This is a genomic window from Bergeyella porcorum (assembly GCF_042427575.1).
Lineage (GTDB): Bacteria > Bacteroidota > Bacteroidia > Flavobacteriales > Weeksellaceae > Bergeyella > Bergeyella porcorum.
In genome coordinates, this window is the sequence record NZ_JBHMFD010000013.1 from 33,260 (window position 1) to 51,009 (window position 17,750).

The following is a 17,750-nucleotide window of genomic DNA, read 5'->3' on the forward strand; positions in this document are numbered from 1 at the left end:
CACACACACACACACACACACACACACACACACACACACACACACACACACACACACAGACTCACCGTCGCTATACCTTAGTATAAACGCGTGCCTGTGCGTATTTTACAAAAATAATTTTGAAATAAAAAATAAGTCCAAAAAATATTTTTTGGACGATAATGCTATCCCAATGTGGTTTTCTCTGAAAACTGCATTGGGATTTTTTGTTTCCTTGAATATCCCCTTATCCCCCGAAGGGGGAAGCACTGCTTGGTGGTTGTCAGTTGATGGAAATAAGGGGAAATGGACAGAAGCTTTGCGAAACCTCTGCGACCTTTGCGGTAAAATGAAACCGCAAAGATGCCAAGAAACGCGAAGTTGGTTGATGGTTGACAGTTGTCGGTTGATTGTGAAAACTTAAAATTGTTAAAAAGCTAGAAGGATATAAAGCTAAGAAGTTAGAAAGATAGATGGTTGATAGTAAAAACTCAGCACTTGATAAAAGTCTTTTCTCTTTCTTCTTTCCTCTTTCTTCAAATAAAACTCAAAACTATAAAAAAGCTAAGAGGCTAGCACACTGATAGAGCGTTAAAAGAAGGAAAAAAATGATTTTTTCGTTCGTGTTTAAAAAGTTAATAAAGTTGTGTGTTAAAAGTTTTATCAGACTAGCCTCTTTTTTTAAATGGTTGATAGTTGATGGTTGTCGGTTGATGGTAAAAACTCAACACTCAAAACTGAAAATTAGTTGATAGTTGATGGTTGATGGAGAACAATTCAAGACTAAGGATAATAGTATTAGCGTCTTTGCCCCTTTCGGGGGACAGGGGGCTGATTCAAAACTCAACACTCAAAACTGAAAATTAGTTGATGGTTGTCGGTTGATGGTGAAAACTCAAAACTCAGCACTCAACACTCAAAACTTAGGAAATATAATGTTTAATATATAATTTAAAACCAATTTAAGATGAAAAAATCATTGATTTTTGTGGGAATGTTGGCAGTAGGATATGCTAACGCCCAGTACGATGGAAAAGTAGGTGTGAACACAGAAACACCAAGTGCGACTTTTAACGTAAAGTCCAAGACAGGTAACAATGCAACTACCAAAAACTTCGAATTAGAAAATGCTGATGGTACCAAGATGGTAACAGTATTGGATAATGGAAAAATAGGGATTGGAAAAGATAATCCTGAAGCCAATGTAGATGTTTTATTTAGTCAATCCGATTTAGTTTCAGTATTCAATATTAGAAATATTAATACTAACTCTAGAAATCATTTTTCATTGAATACAGGAGAGGCTACCACTGTTGGAAGAAATACTCTTGGTTTTTCTTTGTCAGGAAAGGATTACACCCATTCTACACCATCGATTTCTGGAAATAATGCTGTAATTTATTCAACTACAAGTAATGGTCTAAATTTTCAAATCCATCAAAAAGATGCAAAATATAAATTTTATACGGGAGGTTTAGGAGAAGGTGCTTTAACGATGTCTATTCTTCCTCATAGAGTAGGGATAGCAACTTCTGATAATGTAGGAGATATTTTGTCAACTCTAACTATAGGGGAAAATGCTCTTAGTACAGTTGCTAATAAAGCAAATAAAATAGGATTGTTAAGTTCTTCCGTAGATGGTGAGAATTTAATCACATATTATGATTCTAATAAGGTAGAAGATGCTCAAATAGGCATTGATACAAAAAATAAAAATCAGTTTCAAATAAAAATATATGATGATAACAAACACTTTGGTATTTACGAGCATGGTGCTACTTCTTTGACCTTAAATAATGGATTCTTAAGAATAGGACTACAATCTGGAGAAATACCAGCAATGCTTACTTTAGATGGAAGAAGTACATTTATAAATGAACAAATAGGCATTAGATTTCAATCATCGGGTATGACCTCTACCTACGGTACCATATTTTTTAACAGGGAAGAAATAGGAGGTATGAGATTTAAATTAACGCATAATAAACATAACTATCAATTTGATACTAATAAAATAGAGAATGCATTGAGAATAGAGGCTGAAGGTAATATTGGCATAGGAACTGCATCACCATCAGAAAAACTAGAAGTAATAGGAAATATTAAATCAAGTTCATTGGCCGGTGTAGGCAATAGAGCGGTATATGCTGATGAAAATGGTGTATTAAAAGTAGGCAATGCGTATACGGCAAATACTACCAATAGCCTTTGGACAAGAGATGAAGCAACTAATACCATCAAGTTGGCTGTTAATTCAGATGGAACAGATAGAACCAATGCGGTAACAATAGATAATGCAGGAGCGGTTTATGCTTCAAGTTTAAAGGGTTACAACGGAGCAACCATCTTCCCAGACTATGTATTCCAAAAGTATTACACGGGTAACTCTTCCATCAAGGCCGATTATACATTTAAAACTCTAAGCCAAGTAGAGGATTTCGTGAAAACCAACGGACACTTGCCAGGTTACAAATCCGCAGCGGCTATTAAAGCTCAAGGTTATGTAGATTTAATGGAAACTCAACTGACGAATGTAGAGAAAATCGAGGAGCTTTATCTTCATAGCATAGAGCAAGATAAAACCAACAAAGTTCAAGCAGAGGAATTAAAAACTCAAGCACAAGAAATCGAAACTTTGAGAAAAGAAAACGAAGACTTGAAAGCTCGTTTAGAGAAACTAGAAAAACTTTTGAAATAAAAGGAGAAGCCGTCTCACAGTTATTGTGAAAGACGGCTTTTTTTTGCTTACTTGATAAAAATATCTCGTACTATGCATAATGTATCATTTTACATAGTACAAAAGTATAAAGTACAAAGTACAAAGAATCGTAGTACATAGTACATTGTACAAAGTATAAAGTACAAAGTATAAAGAATCATTGTACATTTTACATTGTACATAGTACAAAAGTATAAAGTACAAAGAATCATTTTACATCAGTACAATAATAGCAAAATGAGTTTAAACAATCTAAGAAACCATCACCTAAGCGAAGAAAAAGTAACTTCGGTGATAGAGACATTAGCCGCATTAGAGAACGCACTGGCAGAGGTAAACCTTAACCTAACGCCCGAAGACCGCAAGAAATATGGAAGCATTAATGAGCAAAACAAACTATTTGTGAACAGAGTGAATGATTTCCATAAAAGTATGCCTAGTTTGCAAGCTCCTCAGGTAGATTGGGCAGAGTTTGACAAAGATTTTAGCAGCCGTATCCACCTCACCACAGTTATAGACAGAGTGGAAACGCTGTTGCAAAATCTGAAAAATGCTAGAATCCTTCACGATTATGATAACTATCAAGATGCCCTTGTAGATTACGCCTATACCAACTTTATGGCAGGAACCTCTACACCAGGGTACGAAGCCAAGCAAAGGGAATTGGCTCAGTTTTTTACCAACCGAGGTAGGCGACAGGCTAAGCCAGAGTCTCCTGATGATACATTATAATGTCAATTATCAATAGAGTCGGGTTTTAGCCCGACTTTTGATATGATTTATCCCGAAGGAACATCCCCCTAACCCTCGAAGGGGGAACTACCATCAACCGACAACCAACAACTATCAACCAAACTCAAGTTTTGAGTGCTGAGTTTTGAGTGTTGAGTTTTTACCATCAACTGTCAACCAGCAACTATCAACCAAATTCAAGTTTTGAGTTTTTTTGAAAAAAGAGAAAAAGAAGAAAGAGAAAAGACTTTTTTCTAACATCTAACCTCTAACTTTCTAGCTTCTTAGCAAATAACCATTAACCAAGCCAGCTTCGTGAAATACGAGGCTGGCTTGGTGGTTTAGGAAGTTGGGTAGGAGAAGAGCATTATTGGTCTTGATTATTATCATTTTGGATTGGAGTCCAAATCTTTTTTCGGATTTTTATCCAGATCTGATAGGTTATTTTGTGCGTCAATAAAAGTAGAATCAGATATTTTCTTTATTGATTTTAGGTAATCTATTTTATCCAAAGTTGCTCTTTGCTCTTTGGCAGTTTCTAAAAGAATTCTAAATCTATCTTTTTTGGGGAGCTTATTTTTGATGAGTGTAGCATTTAAACTTTCCAAGTTTGTCAAAATTGCTAACTCATTGATGCTTGCCATATCGCGGATATTTTCATTTTGTAAGGCTCTTTGTGGATTAGATTCTCTCCATTGTTTTGCTGTACATCCAAATAGAGCGATATTAAGAAGGTCTGCTTCTTCTGCATAAATCCATTCTTTTTTTTGAGAATATGTTAGTTCAGGGATGATGTGTTTTTTTACTGCCTCTGTATGAATTTGATAATTTGCTTTGCTCAAGATTCTCTTTACATTCCATTCTAATCCATATTGATTATTTTCAATTTCTTTTAATCTTTGATACTCTTTTATAATGTAAAGTTTAAAAGCTGGGCTGATGGCGGAACCAAACTCAAAAGCTATATCCTTATGAGCGTATGTACCCCCAAATTTGCCTTGCTTGGATATTATGCCAATAGCGTTAGTGCTTTCAACCCAATTAATTACACTCATTGTAAATGTGGGTAATCCTGCTTCTTTTCTAAAATGGTCAAATTCGACCACTTTAAAATTGGGGTTATGGATACTTTCCCAAGTACCGAGAAATTCAATGGTTCCACGGTTTCTAATCCAGTTTTTAATAATATCAGCTGCTCTTACATCATCTTTTTTAGCCTTAACCATATCAGTTAAGGAAATATAATCTTCATTATTAATAGTTGTGATAGATATTTCAGTATTCTGTACTGTTATTTTATGATTCTTAGCCATTGGTTGATTATTTAATGTGATTTTTTTTATTATTTAAACCTTAATGATACAAATGTAGGAAGTAATTATAATAATTAGGAGATGATTAATTATAAATTTGATTAATTCAATACATATCATATGATAATATAGAATGGAGATATTTTACTTTCACGAAGTTGGCTTGGTTATTTAGCAAGTTGGGTAGGTTGCGAGCCATCAGAAGATGGTTCGCAACATCATTTTCTTGGTTATTTTGAAAGTTGACTAGGTTCAGAACCTATTTGGGTAGGTTCCGAACGGGGAAAATGCCGTCCCAGACCTACTCAACTTGCTAAAAGACCAAGAGAAGCTGGAGAGCAATACCATTTTATACATAGATTACCTCTGTACGGGCGACTTTCTTGCCCAGTCGTTCCAAAACGGTACGGTAGGTATCCACTTGCTTCTCGTGTTTTTCTCGTTCTGCACCCGTTTTAAAATCTATAATGCACCAGCCATCATCCATCTTTACAAGGCGGTCTATACGGAAGGTTTCGGTGTCGCCATTTTCAGAAATCATTATTTCTTTTTCATTGATGATGGTAAGGTTTTCATCAAAATATTGAGCATAATCCTCGTGGCGTACCACCTGAAGGAGGCGTTCCCAGATGGCATCTTTTTCTACTTGGGTAATGCTGCCCTCTAATAGATATTGCTGAAGCACGGGTTCTATATCTTTTTCAGATTTTATTTTCTCTAAAACTTCGTGTACGAAAATCCCAATGCGTACCTGTTCATTGGTGTTTTGATAACTTTTAGACGGTGTAGCAATTTTGATATTGTCTTTCGCTTCTTGCTTTTGCGATAGCGACTGGATATCCATCGTGTGGCGTTCTCTGGTTTCTTCTTTCGTTTGTTTTTGGAAAGAATTTTGAACTTCTGGGAAGAGGTCAAATTCGTCTAAATCTTCGGGATTGCTCTGCTGAACAAAATCAAAAATTTCTAAATGATTGGCAGATTTACTAGGTCTTTGCAGGTATAAGAATAGCTGCTCTACGGGGCGTGTAGTGGCAACATATTGTATGCAAAAGCGGTCAATTTTATTCTTATAGGTATTCACTTCGTTAAACTTTGCCATTGCTTCATCTACACTAGCCAAATCTTTATTAAAGCCTTTGATGTTGATGGATTTCAGATGTTCAAAATCATCTACGCTATACCATTCGTTAAATGTACCATCTTTATTGCTGTTTTTCATTGGGAGAAATACCACGGGAAACTCTAGTCCTTTGGCAGCGTGGATGGTCATCATACGGATGGCATCTACATTTTCGCTGGCTTGTATGGAAATGCTGTGGGCTTCCTCGTTCCAAAACTTGATGAAATCTTTTGTGGTAAGTCCTGAATTTTGGGTGAAATTGTATAGCGTTTCTAAGAAGTTGAGAAGAAAATCGGTTTCCTTGTGCTCTACGGCAAATTCGGATAAAATCACCTCAATGTGATGGTATAGATTGAGGTCGGGCTGTTTTTGGGTACGAAGGTTCAGTCCAAATTGTTCTTTTATCGCTTGAAGGAGTTCTCCATCTTGTTCCAATTTTAATAGAGGTAAGATGGCATCAGAAAATTCAGGGGTTTGGATTCTTCCCAGCTCATTAAGATAATAGAGGGTTTTTACCAAAAACTGGCGATTTTTAGGCTGTATTTCCCAGTTGAGGTATTCTATCAGGGCTTGCAGTGTGTAGGAAAGGTCTAGCGTAAGTCCCTTTTCAGAAATGGTTTTGATGTGTTTTTCCTCGCCTTTGTATTGTACTTTTTCTTTGCTTAAAAGCTGAGAAAACTGTTGGATTTCGTTGGCAGTACGACACAGAATGGTAATGTCTGAAAATGAAAATCCGTGGTCTATACACGCCTGAATATCGCGGTGCATTTGCTGGGCAATAATGTCGAAAAACTCACTGCTTCCAAGGGAGTAAGGAGCTAAGTTTACTTTTACTCTTCCAGCAATGTTCTTTCGGGGGATTTGTGTGGCTTTATCGGAAAATAAAGCTTGATGCTCTGTGCTTAAATCTTTGGAAATGAATTTATAAAGCTCATTGTTGAAGGATACGATATTTTTCGCACTTCGCCAGTTATTTTCAAGGACTTCCACGGAGACTTCTACGGGAGACTCTTCTTTTTTATTGAGAATGTTAAGCATTAGTTCGCTATCGCCACCGCGGAAACGGTAGATGCTCTGCTTGGGGTCGCCCACCAAAGTGAAGGAGCTGCCCTCGGAAGCCACCGTATGCTCTTTCAGAGGGAGGATGTTTTGCCATTGCATTTTGGAGGTGTCCTGAAATTCATCAAAGAAAAAATGCTGGTACCGTGTTCCTATTTTTTCATAAATGAAATTGGAAGGCTCATTTTTGAGGTTTTCATTGATGAGGATGTTGAATTTAGAAAGTAGCACCAAATCATTTTCCTTTTCTATTTCGTTCAGTTTTTCTTGTATTTCTTTATTGATTTTTAGAGGGAGAATTTCCGAGAGGATGATGTTTTTTTTCTCCGCTGCAATATAATGCTGAATGATTTTTCTTCTGTTTTCAATCAGCGGTTCAATGATGGATTCTATGGCATTCCTTATCGCTATATCTTTGGAGGCGGTTAGTTTTCGGTAGTTTTCTTCGGAGCCATTAAGTGGGAAGCTGTCTCTCTGTCCATTGAAAAAGTTGATGCAATCAGAGAAGAATTTTGCAATGCTATTTTTGTTGCCCCCAGAGAAATGTGAAACTTCCAATCCATTTTGCTGGATGAGTTGTATGGATTGTTGGGTAAGTTCTTGGGCGTTTTTTTTATGCTCTGCAATGGCGTTTCGCAGTAGAGATTTGGTTTTTTCGTACGCATCCCAGTCGAACTCGGCATTGTTTTTTAGTTCATCGTAGTGGATATCGCTGATGAAGGTTTTCGCTTTTCGGTAAAGGGAATTGCTGAGGTTGATTTTCTCCTCATTGTCCATATTATAATGGATGAAATCCAGAAAAGCGTTGGAGATTTGTTCGTTTTCCCCAATTTCATCCAGCATTTTGTCCACCGCTTCTATCAGAAACGGAGCACTTTGAATTTCAAGATTGAACTGATGGGGAAGTCCCAGCTCATAGGAGAAACTTCTTACCAGCTTGCTGTTGAACTTATCAATAGTGCCAATGTTGAGCGTAGAGTAGTGGTGCAAGATATAATCTAACACCTTTTGAGAACGGCGGTGAAGATCTTCCATCGTTGCGATGGTACCTTGGTGTTTCAACGCTTCTTGTATATTTTTAAGATCTTGATTATCGGCATAATCTGCCTGCGTAAATTTCTTCAGCCATTGCAGTATTCTTTCTTTCATTTCATTGGCGGCCTTGTTGGTAAAGGTGAGTGCCAAGATATGTTGGATGGCATCGTGCTGTTTCTCGTGTTTTAGGCAAATCATCAGCACACGCTGAACGAGTGCATAAGTCTTCCCAGAGCCTGCGGAGGCATTGATGGCGATATAAGGTTTCGTGTTTTGCATAGTGTTGCAATTTAGTCATTTTTTTTCTCGTAAAAAGTAGGAAGTGTAAAATTTTGAATAAAAATAGGTTGAAAATTTGTTAGTTTTGAAAAAGTTGTTATCTTTGCAACCGAAAAATGAGATGTAAAATATGTTAATAATTCCAGTAAAAGACGGAGAGTCTATCGACAGAGCACTTAAAAGATACAAGAGAAAATTTGATAAAACTGGCGTTGTGCGTTCATTAAGAGCGAGACAGCAGTTTACAAAACCTTCTGTAATTAGAAGAGCTAAAGTAGCAAAAGCAGCTCATAAACAAAGAGAAGCAAGCAGAGAAGAACAAGCATAAGTCGTTCTTTTTTAATCTAAATTTATACTAAATCATTTTCCGAATAGTTTATATTTGGGAAATGATTTTTTTTATAGGCTATGGTAGAGAAGTTTATAGAGTATATGGCTGTGGAAAAAAGGTATTCCCAGCACACGCTCATCAGCTATGAGAAAGACCTCAAAGACTTTCAGGGATTTTTGATGAAAACCGAGGGGCAAGATAATCTCTTGAAGGTAGAAAAAAAGATGGTGAGGAATTTTATGATGGAACTGAGTGAGCAAGGGATTGCCAAGCGGAGTATTAATAGGAAGCTTTCCACGCTGCGGAGTTTTTATCGCTATCTTCTAAAGATTGAGGAGATTGCTGTATCTCCTATGGAAGGCGTGCAAACTCTGAAATTTAATGCAGAGAAGCAAATTCCTTTCTCTGAAGAGGAGATGCGGCGGCTTCAGGAAGTGTCACTATATAAGGGGGAAGATTATTTTTTAGAAAAACTGGTGATAGAAACGCTGTATCAAACGGGAATGAGAAAATCAGAGCTTTGTGGTTTGCTGATGGAGAATGTAGATTTTTCTAAAAATGAACTTAGAGTAAAAGGAAAGGGAAATAAGGTGAGGATGATTCCTATTTCTAAGGAATTGACCAGTGAGTTGATGTCGTATCTAGCGTATCGAGAGCCTTTGGAGGGTTTTGAAGGGTATTTTTTTATTAGTAAGAGAGGAAAAAAGCTTAATCCGAGGTGGATTTATGAAGTAGTACATCGTTATTTTTCTATGGTAACGGCAAAGGAAAAGAAAAGTCCACATATTTTGAGGCATAGTTTTGCAACGCATATTCTGAATCGAGGGGCTGAAATTTCTAAAGTGAAGGCGATTTTAGGGCACGCCAGTTTATCTTCCACACAAGTTTATACCGATGCTAATATAGAGCAACTAAAAAAAATATTCAATCAGGCTCATCCGAGAGCAGGGAAAAATGAGCGAGAAAAAGAAGAGGATGGAAATGGTAGCGAAAATAAATAAAAAAAAGTTTAAAAAATAAAAGACTGAAAATCAATGATAAGCCTGTTTTTGGTGAAAAAAGTTTCAAAAAAATGAAAAAATAATTTGTGTAATCAGAAAAAGCGTTCTATATTTGCACTCGCAAAACGGAAAGAAGTTCTTTATAAAATAAAATAATTTAATGCCTCCATAGCTCAGTTGGCCAGAGCACGTGATTTGTAATCTCGGGGTCGTGGGTTCGAATCCCTCTGGAGGCTCATTGCAAGATTATAAAATTGGGGAGATTCCAGAGCGGTCAAATGGGACTGACTGTAACTCAGTTGCTTCGGCTTCGTAGGTTCGAATCCTGCTCTCCCCACATTTTATTTTTTTAAAATAAATTTGCATAATTAAAAAATAAGTTGTAATTTTGCAGCCGTTACCAACAATAACAAGAATGCGGAAGTAGCTCAGTTGGTAGAGCGTCAGCCTTCCAAGCTGAATGTCGCGGGTTCGACCCCCGTCTTCCGCTCAAAAAAAATCACACCAACAAGGATGTGATTTTTTTATTTAATCTTAATGTTGCCGACGTAGCTCAGGGGTAGAGCGCTTCCTTGGTAAGGAAGAGGTCGTGAGTTCAAGTCTCATCGTTGGCTCAGTTTTAAAAAAAGCTTCGATAGGAATTCATCGAGGCTTTTTATTTATCTGAAATGCTTTTGAAAATAGATGTTTGGGGATTCAGAAAAAAAGTTTAACTTTGCATCAGCTTAGTTGAAACAATATTTTGGAGTGCTTTGTATGAATTTGCTGAAAATTTTTGTTAAAAATATTTTTGGTAATTAAAAAATGATTATATTTGCACACCGAAAATTTAGAATAATTAATTAAACAAATAATTTAAATCATGGCAAAGGAAACGTTTAATCGTAGCAAACCGCACTTGAACATTGGTACTATTGGTCACGTTGACCACGGTAAGACTACTTTGACTGCTGCAATCTCTAAAGTATTGTCAGATAAAGGTCTTGCTGAGAAGAAAGATTTCTCTTCTATTGACTCTGCTCCAGAGGAAAAAGAAAGAGGTATTACTATTAATACAGCTCACATTGAATATGAAACTGAAAACAGACACTATGCTCACGTAGACTGTCCTGGTCACGCCGACTATGTTAAGAACATGGTAACTGGTGCTGCTCAGATGGACGGTGCTATCTTGGTATGTGCTGCAACAGATGGACCTATGCCTCAAACAAGAGAGCACATCCTTCTTTGCCGTCAGGTAAACGTACCTAGAGTAGTAGTTTTCATGAACAAAGTGGATATGGTAGATGATCCAGAATTGTTAGAGCTTGTAGAGCTTGAATTGAGAGACCTTCTTTCTTCTTATGAGTACGATGGTGATAACTCTCCAGTAATTCAAGGTTCTGCTCTTGGTGCTCTTAACGGTGAGCCTAAGTGGGTAGCAACTGTAGAAGCTTTGATGGATGCAGTTGATACTTGGATTGAGCAACCAGAAAGAGATCAAGATAAGCCATTCTTGATGCCAATCGAAGACGTATTCTCTATTACAGGTAGAGGTACTGTAGCAACTGGTAGAATCGAGGCTGGTGTTATCAATACTGGTGATCCAGTAGATATCGTAGGTATGGGTGAAGAGAAATTAACTTCAACTGTAACTGGGGTAGAGATGTTTAGAAAAATCTTGGATAGAGGTGAAGCTGGTGATAACGTAGGATTACTTCTTAGAGGTATCGAGAAAACTGATATCAGAAGAGGTATGGTAATCGCTAAAGCTGGTTCTGTAACGCCACACAAAAAATTCAAAGCAGAGGTTTATATCCTTTCTAAAGAAGAAGGTGGACGTCACACGCCATTCCACAACAAATATCGTCCTCAGTTCTACGTAAGAACTACAGACGTAACAGGTGAAATCTTCTTGCCAGAAGGTGTAGAGATGGTAATGCCTGGTGATAACTTGACAATTACAGTAGAATTGCTTCAGCCAATCGCTCTTAACGTAGGTCTTAGATTTGCGATCAGAGAAGGTGGTAGAACAGTAGGTGCTGGTCAGGTAACTGAAATCTTAGATTAATTATAATCTTTAATTATAAAAAAGTTCCGTAAGGAATTGCGGAACTTTTTATACGGGCATCGTCCAATGGTAGGATACCGGTCTCCAAAACCGTTGATCTGGGTTCGAATCCTAGTGCCCGTGCAAATATAAATTATGAGTTCATTTGTAGATTTTGTAAAAGAATCTTATATCGAGTTTAAAGATAGAGTAGAATGGCCAAAATGGACAGACTTGCAGTCTTCTACATTAGTAGTATCGGTTGCAACTGTTATCTTAGCCATTTTCTTATTCGGTGTAGATACTTTATTCAGTAAGTTTATCGAGAACGCTTTAGTAATGTTAATTAACTTGTTCAACTAAAATTATATTTTTTGGCTATGAGTGATTTGAAATGGTATGTATTGAAGGCCATAAGTGGACACGAGAACAAGGTGAAATCTTATATCGAGAACGAAATTCAAAGATTGGGGTTTGAGCAATATGTTACACAGGTTGTTATCCCAATGGAGAAGGTGATTCAGATTAAGAATGGAAAAAAAGTTCCAAAAGAAAGACCTTACTATCCTGGCTATCTGATGATAGAAGCGAATCTCACAGGGGAAGTGCCTCACACCATCAAGAATATTCCTGGCGTGATTTCTTTTCTTAGTTTAACTAAAGGTGGAGATCCGGTGCCAATGCGTAAATCTGAGGTGGATAGAATGCTAGGTAGAATGGATGAACTTTCAGAGTTTGCTACCGATATGGCAATTCCTTATGTAGTGGGTGAAAGCGTGAAGGTGATAGATGGACCTTTCAATGGCTTTAATGGAACGGTAGAGAAAATCTTTGAAGATAAAAAGAAAATAGAGGTTTCTGTAATGATTTTCGGAAGAAAAACACCAATGGAACTGAGCTATGTTCAAGTAGAAAAGATTGTATAAGCTTTTAATATTAATGATTAAAAATCCAGATTCTTACATCTGGATTTTTTATTTTTTTACTCGTTATCAAAATAGTGTTCTAATTTTTCAAGGTTGGCTTTATCATTGCCAATGAAAATGTGGTTTTCGGTGAGAAATACGGGGCGTTTTAGAAAGGTATAATGGTCTAAAAGGAGGGCTTTATAGTCGGGCTCTTTTAAGGTATTGACATCAATGCCTCTTTGCTTGATTTGTGATGATTTTCGGCTAAACAATGCTTCGTAGGAACCTGCCAATTGGTGCATTGCTTCTAGCTCCTCTTCTGTGATGGGTTGAGATTTTATCTCTCGCAGTTGCCAATCTTCCAAATTATAGGGTGCCATAATCTTTTTATTGGTGCTGCAAGTTTTAAGGTAAAATACTTTTTTCATTTCGTTTTATATTAAAGACTCATAAACAGTTTGGGATTAACGGGCGTATTATTTTTATGAACTTCATAATGAAGGTGAGGACCTGTGGAGCGTCCAGAGTTACCACTTTTAGCGATAATTTGATTCACTTTCACAGCATCATTGGTTTCCACTAAAATCTGGGATAGATGCCTGTAAAGTGTTGCTAAGCCATTGCCGTGGGAAATGATAACACAATTGCCATAACCTCCTTTTTGTCCTGCAAATATCACGGTTCCCATCGCTGTGCTTCTCACATCACTACCCACTGGAACGGCAAAATCTACCCCTTTGTGAAATTGTATTTGAGGTTCTGTAGTAGCTTCAGTTTTAGCGGGAGATGCTTTCGCAACAGTTCTTGAGATGACATTGCCCAAGCTGTCTTTTTCTTCTACTGGCGTTTGGGGTTCTATTTTCTTAGGTTTTTCTGTGGCTTTCAGCACGGGGATGGGGTTGATTCTTTTCCCGAAATTTGAAGAAATATATCCCGAAGTAGGCATTCCTAATGGTACTTGTTGTAGTTTGTGCTGTAAATCTACAAGGTATTGGCTGTATCTATTGCTCACTTTGGCTAGATAAACGGCATTGCTGATGCTATCCTCTTGTAGAGAACGTATTTTTTCATCGGCAATATTTTTGGTCAATAGAAAATGATTGAGCCGTTTTACACTATGGTCTATGAGAGTGAGTTGAGATTTCATTTTAAGATAATCGATGCTGTCTTTTTCGGTATTGATTTTCACGAGATTCACCTCATAATTTTTGATGGTTTGCTCGGAATACAATTTACCAATGACGATGGCTTGCCCAAAGATGAGAATTGCCATTATGGTAAGCAAAGTATTGATGCGTTTTTTATGATTAAAAAATTTTTTCATTTTAGAGGTTAAAATATAGCTATCTAAACGGAAAAGGCTTAGCTAGCGTATATTATAGGATGTTAAACTTTTATAAAATATTTTAATGAATTTTAATTTTCAGGAAGGAGAACAATCATCTTGGTACCTTTTTGTGGTTCACTTTCAGCGTAAATATAGCCGTTGTGATTTTCCACAATTTTTTTACAGATGGCCAATCCTATACCCGTGCCTTCGTACTCTTGCTTTCCGTGAAGCCTATTGAAGAGGGTGAATATTTTATCGGCATATTGCTGCTCAAATCCGATGCCATTATCTTGGAAAGTAAATCGATAGTAGTTTTGTTTTTCTTTCCTTTTGATATATTTATCGCTGGATTCATTGATTTTTTCTACTGAAATATGTATTTCTGGTGAAATGTTCTCTTTAGAATATTTTAGGGAATTACTAATTAGATTGATGAACAGCTGCTGAATCTGGAAAGGGATGGCTTTCATTATGGGGAGATTCTCTACTTTAATCTGAGCGTTTTTGGAAGCTGTAATATCTTGAAGCTCTTCTAGAGCGTTGTTCATCAGATTGTTAAAATCTGATGTTTCAAAAACTTGATCGCTTCTAGTAGAACGAGAGAATTGAAGTAAATCATCTATGAGGTTTCTCATTCTTCCAGCAGAAGCCAAAGCTCTATCGGTGTATTGTTTGCCTTTATCGGAAAGCTGAGGATAGTCTGTATCTTTCAGACGGGATAAAAAGGTCTCTATTTTCCTTAGAGGTTCTTGTAAATCGTGGCTAGCGACATAGTTGAAGGCTTGTAATTCTTTATTATTGGCTTCAAGGCTAGCATTTTTTTCTTCTATAATTATTTTATTGAGGTATTCCTCTGTAATGTCGGTAATCACTCCCAATATGATTTTTTCTTCATTTTCTAGCTCCACTATTTTTCCTATTACTTGTATATGGCGGATGTTTTCGTCTGTGAGGATTCTATAATGGAAAGCGGGCATACTTGTTCCGAAAAGTAGAGTGGTATATTGTTGTTTTACGCTAGGGTAATCTTCGGGATGCACATTAGTCATCAAAGCATCAAAGCAGGCGGTTATACTTTGAGGTTTTAGACCAAAAAGGCGATACAAATTATCTGAAAAGTAAAATGTTTCTTGCCTGATATTATAGGTCCAAATGCCATAACTCCCTACCATTTCTGAGAGTTTTTTAATTTTACGAGAGTTTTTTAAATCGTCAATCACCAATCGCTGTTGCTTGATATCCTTGTATGTTTTTATATACACATATGCAAGGAGAGTGAGAGATATTGTGGCAAGAATGTAGAGATAAACAGGGGTGTTCTCTTGAAGATGAAATAAATCAGACTTTTTGGAATAAAGTAATATTTTTTCATCATCCAGTATCGTATAGATTTGCTTAGTGATTTGGTGCCTTATTTCGTTTCCTTCTAAGAGTTTAATTTTTATAGCATCTTCGGTAATATTTTCTGATAAGTCTTCGGGAATAGCCAATGAAAGTTCTTTTTCTACAAGTTCTTTCAATCGTTTGAACCTTTTGGATTGCTGATTGTCATCTACTACTAATGGTTCTATATTGGAAATTTCTTGTTTTATTTTTCGAGAAAGTCGCATCACATTTCTTTGATATCGCCTATCTTCGGTAAGGATGAAATTTCTCCTTTCGGTTTCAAGATTCTTAATATTAGAATAGAGCTCTTCTAGTCTTAATGAAAGTTCAAAAGATTTAGTAACTATAGCATTATTATTATTCACTTTCTCTACATGCTTGAAGGTAAGCCCCATTAGAAAAAAGATGAGAGCCGTAGCTACCACGAAAATTAGCCTAGAGTAAAAAACCGATTTGTCTAAAGAATCCTTCATTTTTATGTTTTAGAATCTCATCAGAAAATTGTCCTTGTTCATCCCAGAGGTGTGGTATTGCCAGTTGATGGTGACTACATCTGAAAGTACTTTCTTCAAGGTATTAAAATCATTGGGTTTTTTGATGTAAATATTGGCTCCCCCCACAAAGGTTTCTTCAATATGCTCTTCAGATGAAGATGTAGAGTAGATGGCAATGGCAATATCAGATAGCTTGGGGTTTGCTTTGATTTCCTTTAAACATTCCAGTCCACTTTTTTTAGGCATATTGAGATCCAAGAACAAAAGTTCAGGAATTTGAATGTCTTCTGTATTGAGATAATCCATCAGCTCAGCACCATCTTTGAAAGTGGTGACTTTTGTGTTGATTTTCAGTTCATCAAAAGCATCTGTGAAGAACATTCTGTCATCCTCATCATCATCGGCTAATATAATAGAGGTGTAATCTTTTACCATTATTTATTTTTTTATATTGTGAACTTTTCTTTTGTTTATGATTTTTTGGAACTGAGACGGTGTCATCCCCGTTGTATTTTTAAACTGTGTACTGAGATGGGCTACACTAGAATAGCTGAGGCGGTTGGCAATATCTGTGAGTGAAAGGTTTTCTACCAACATAAGCTGCTTGGCATATTCTATTTTTTGCAAAATAATATAGGTTTCAACAGAGGTGTAGGTTACTTGTGAAAAAATATTGGAGATATAACCATAGCTATGTCCTAGTTTATCGGCTAAGTACACTGAGGCTTTTACCTGAATAGGCTCTGTGGAAAAAATCATTTCTGTGATGGCATCTTTAATCTTCTGTACCAAAGCTGTTTTTTGATTTTCTATGATTTCTATACCATAGTGGTTGAGTTTTTCCCGCAGTTGTTGCTCTTTATCTTTGGGTAGCTTTTGTAGCAATTCTATCTCCCCGAAGTTTTGAATCCGATAACTGATATCCAAGCTGTCTAATTGCTCTTCCAATACTTTTTTACAGATTGTGTTGAAATCGAACTTAACATTCATTCTCATTTTATGATAGATTTTAAGCGGGTAAATATACAAATATATAATATCTACCCGCTCTATTAGTTCATAATTTTTTTTGAATGCTAAATCTTCTGCATTTCAGCTTTTATCTTAGCTTGAAGCCCTTCTGTGGCAGGGATTAGCGGTAGCCTTAGATAATTTTTGATGATGCCCTTTTCCGCCAAAATGACCTTGATACCACAAGGGTTGCCCTCTGCAAAAATCAATCGGGTAATCTCTACCAAGCGATTGTGGATATCGTAGGCTTCTTTTACTTTGCCTTCCTTAGCCAATTGCACCATTGTAGAAAACTCCTTTGGATAGCCTTGTCCAATGACGGAAATCACACCATCGCCTCCTGCTAATGTAACGGGCAGTGTTAGCTCATCATCACCAGAGAGTAGTGAGAAATGCTCAGGTTTTAGCCTAAGGATATCCATATGCTGTAAGATATTAGGAGACGCCTCTTTAATCATCGATAGGTTAGGGAATTCCTTCGCTAGGCGTAGGGTAGTGGCGGCTTCCACATTTTGCCCCGTTCTTCCCGGTACATTATAGATGATGATGGGCTTGCCTGTGCTTGCCAATGCTTTATAATGCTGATAAAGCCCTTCCTGATTGGGCTTGTTGTAATACGGCGATACAGAAAGAACGGCATCAAAAGCAGAAAGGTCTGTGGTTTCTATCTGATGTTTTACCTCTAGGGTATTATTGCCTCCGATGCCTAAAACCAATGGCAGGCGTCCGTTGTTCACCTTTATAATATGGGCAATCACTTCTTGTTTTTCTTCCTTAGAGAGCGTAGCCGCCTCTGCTGTGGTGCCTAGTACCACGAAGAAGTTGGTCCCATTTTCAATATTATATTCTATCAATTTTGTAAGTGATTCAAAATCTACACTCAAATCTTCGTTGAATGGCGTTATCAAAGCCACGCCAACTCCCTTTAGTCTATTCATTGTAAAAGTTAAAATAATTATAGCCAAAGGTATAATAATTTTGCGGAAGAAAAATGTTAAAAAACATCAAATATTTCAGTATATCT

At 36.9% G+C, this 17,750-nt stretch carries 16 protein-coding genes and 5 tRNA genes; 13 read left to right on the top strand and 8 right to left on the bottom strand.

What is annotated here, in order from left to right; translation table 11 throughout:
- Nucleotides 1–151 precede the first annotated feature (151 nt).
- The 3 genes from ACFFUE_RS08255 to ACFFUE_RS08265 all read left to right on the top strand — a co-directional run bounded on the left by ACFFUE_RS08255 (nucleotide 152) and on the right by ACFFUE_RS08265 (nucleotide 3,430).
- Nucleotides 152–403 (top strand): hypothetical protein, encoded by a 252-nt coding sequence (locus ACFFUE_RS08255; RefSeq protein ID WP_376834357.1) that lies wholly within the window; start codon nucleotides 152–154, stop codon nucleotides 401–403.
- 543 nt (nucleotides 404–946) lie between these two features.
- A complete protein-coding gene (locus ACFFUE_RS08260; RefSeq protein ID WP_376834359.1) occupies nucleotides 947–2,677 on the top strand; it encodes a hypothetical protein in 1,731 nt (576 codons plus the stop codon).
- Nucleotides 2,678–2,935: 258 nt separating this feature from the next.
- Nucleotides 2,936–3,430, top strand: a complete 495-nt coding sequence (locus ACFFUE_RS08265; RefSeq protein ID WP_376834808.1) for a hypothetical protein — start codon at nucleotides 2,936–2,938, stop codon at nucleotides 3,428–3,430.
- A gap of 386 nt (nucleotides 3,431–3,816) precedes the next feature.
- Here ACFFUE_RS08265 and ACFFUE_RS08270 read toward each other — a convergent pair whose 3' ends face one another.
- The gene (locus tag ACFFUE_RS08270) at nucleotides 3,817–4,743 is read right to left on the bottom strand and encodes a KilA-N domain-containing protein (protein ID WP_376834361.1); all 927 of its coding nucleotides are present in this window, start codon (nucleotides 4,741–4,743) and stop codon (nucleotides 3,817–3,819) included.
- A gap of 349 nt (nucleotides 4,744–5,092) precedes the next feature.
- Nucleotides 5,093–8,236 (bottom strand): UvrD-helicase domain-containing protein, encoded by a 3,144-nt coding sequence (locus ACFFUE_RS08275; protein WP_376834363.1) that lies wholly within the window; start codon nucleotides 8,234–8,236, stop codon nucleotides 5,093–5,095.
- Nucleotides 8,237–8,366: 130 nt separating this feature from the next.
- On the opposite strand from ACFFUE_RS08275, the gene rpsU reads away from it, so the two are divergent.
- The 10 genes from rpsU (at nucleotide 8,367) to nusG (ending at nucleotide 12,523) form a co-directional block, all read left to right on the top strand.
- Nucleotides 8,367–8,564, top strand: coding sequence for a 30S ribosomal protein S21 (gene rpsU, locus ACFFUE_RS08280; protein ID WP_327985168.1), 198 nt, complete (start codon nucleotides 8,367–8,369; stop codon nucleotides 8,562–8,564).
- An 80-nt stretch (nucleotides 8,565–8,644) separates the two neighbouring features.
- Complete coding sequence (locus tag ACFFUE_RS08285) at nucleotides 8,645–9,568, top strand: tyrosine-type recombinase/integrase (protein WP_376834366.1); 924 nt, start codon at nucleotides 8,645–8,647, stop codon at nucleotides 9,566–9,568.
- A gap of 162 nt (nucleotides 9,569–9,730) precedes the next feature.
- Nucleotides 9,731–9,804: transfer RNA gene (locus ACFFUE_RS08290), tRNA-Thr, on the top strand.
- Between the two features lie 20 nt (nucleotides 9,805–9,824).
- A tRNA-Tyr gene (locus ACFFUE_RS08295) sits at nucleotides 9,825–9,905 on the top strand.
- A gap of 80 nt (nucleotides 9,906–9,985) precedes the next feature.
- Nucleotides 9,986–10,058, top strand: a tRNA-Gly gene (locus ACFFUE_RS08300).
- Nucleotides 10,059–10,110: 52 nt separating this feature from the next.
- A tRNA-Thr gene (locus ACFFUE_RS08305) sits at nucleotides 10,111–10,182 on the top strand.
- A gap of 248 nt (nucleotides 10,183–10,430) precedes the next feature.
- Entirely contained in the window at nucleotides 10,431–11,618 is a 1,188-nt protein-coding gene (gene tuf, locus ACFFUE_RS08310) for an elongation factor Tu (RefSeq protein ID WP_327985166.1), read from the top strand.
- A 52-nt stretch (nucleotides 11,619–11,670) separates the two neighbouring features.
- A tRNA-Trp gene (locus ACFFUE_RS08315) sits at nucleotides 11,671–11,741 on the top strand.
- A gap of 12 nt (nucleotides 11,742–11,753) precedes the next feature.
- The gene (gene secE, locus ACFFUE_RS08320; RefSeq protein WP_327985165.1) at nucleotides 11,754–11,960 is read left to right on the top strand and encodes a preprotein translocase subunit SecE; all 207 of its coding nucleotides are present in this window, start codon (nucleotides 11,754–11,756) and stop codon (nucleotides 11,958–11,960) included.
- 17 nt (nucleotides 11,961–11,977) lie between these two features.
- The gene (gene nusG, locus ACFFUE_RS08325; protein WP_376834369.1) at nucleotides 11,978–12,523 is read left to right on the top strand and encodes a transcription termination/antitermination protein NusG; all 546 of its coding nucleotides are present in this window, start codon (nucleotides 11,978–11,980) and stop codon (nucleotides 12,521–12,523) included.
- Between the two features lie 56 nt (nucleotides 12,524–12,579).
- On the opposite strand, the gene ACFFUE_RS08330 is transcribed toward nusG, so the two are convergent.
- The 6 genes from ACFFUE_RS08330 to dapA all read right to left on the bottom strand — a co-directional run bounded on the left by ACFFUE_RS08330 (nucleotide 12,580) and on the right by dapA (nucleotide 17,664).
- Nucleotides 12,580–12,933, bottom strand: coding sequence for an arsenate reductase family protein (locus tag ACFFUE_RS08330; RefSeq protein ID WP_376834371.1), 354 nt, complete (start codon nucleotides 12,931–12,933; stop codon nucleotides 12,580–12,582).
- Between the two features lie 11 nt (nucleotides 12,934–12,944).
- On the bottom strand, nucleotides 12,945–13,829 hold the full coding sequence (locus ACFFUE_RS08335) for a M23 family metallopeptidase (RefSeq protein WP_376834373.1): 885 nt from the start codon (nucleotides 13,827–13,829) through the stop codon (nucleotides 12,945–12,947).
- A 92-nt stretch (nucleotides 13,830–13,921) separates the two neighbouring features.
- Complete coding sequence (locus tag ACFFUE_RS08340) at nucleotides 13,922–15,694, bottom strand: sensor histidine kinase (RefSeq protein ID WP_376834375.1); 1,773 nt, start codon at nucleotides 15,692–15,694, stop codon at nucleotides 13,922–13,924.
- 9 nt (nucleotides 15,695–15,703) lie between these two features.
- The gene (locus ACFFUE_RS08345; RefSeq protein ID WP_327985161.1) at nucleotides 15,704–16,150 is read right to left on the bottom strand and encodes a response regulator; all 447 of its coding nucleotides are present in this window, start codon (nucleotides 16,148–16,150) and stop codon (nucleotides 15,704–15,706) included.
- A gap of 3 nt (nucleotides 16,151–16,153) precedes the next feature.
- Nucleotides 16,154–16,711, bottom strand: coding sequence for a helix-turn-helix domain-containing protein (locus tag ACFFUE_RS08350; RefSeq protein WP_376834378.1), 558 nt, complete (start codon nucleotides 16,709–16,711; stop codon nucleotides 16,154–16,156).
- Between the two features lie 80 nt (nucleotides 16,712–16,791).
- Entirely contained in the window at nucleotides 16,792–17,664 is an 873-nt protein-coding gene (dapA, locus tag ACFFUE_RS08355) for a 4-hydroxy-tetrahydrodipicolinate synthase (RefSeq protein ID WP_327985159.1), read from the bottom strand.
- Nucleotides 17,665–17,750 lie beyond the last annotated feature (86 nt).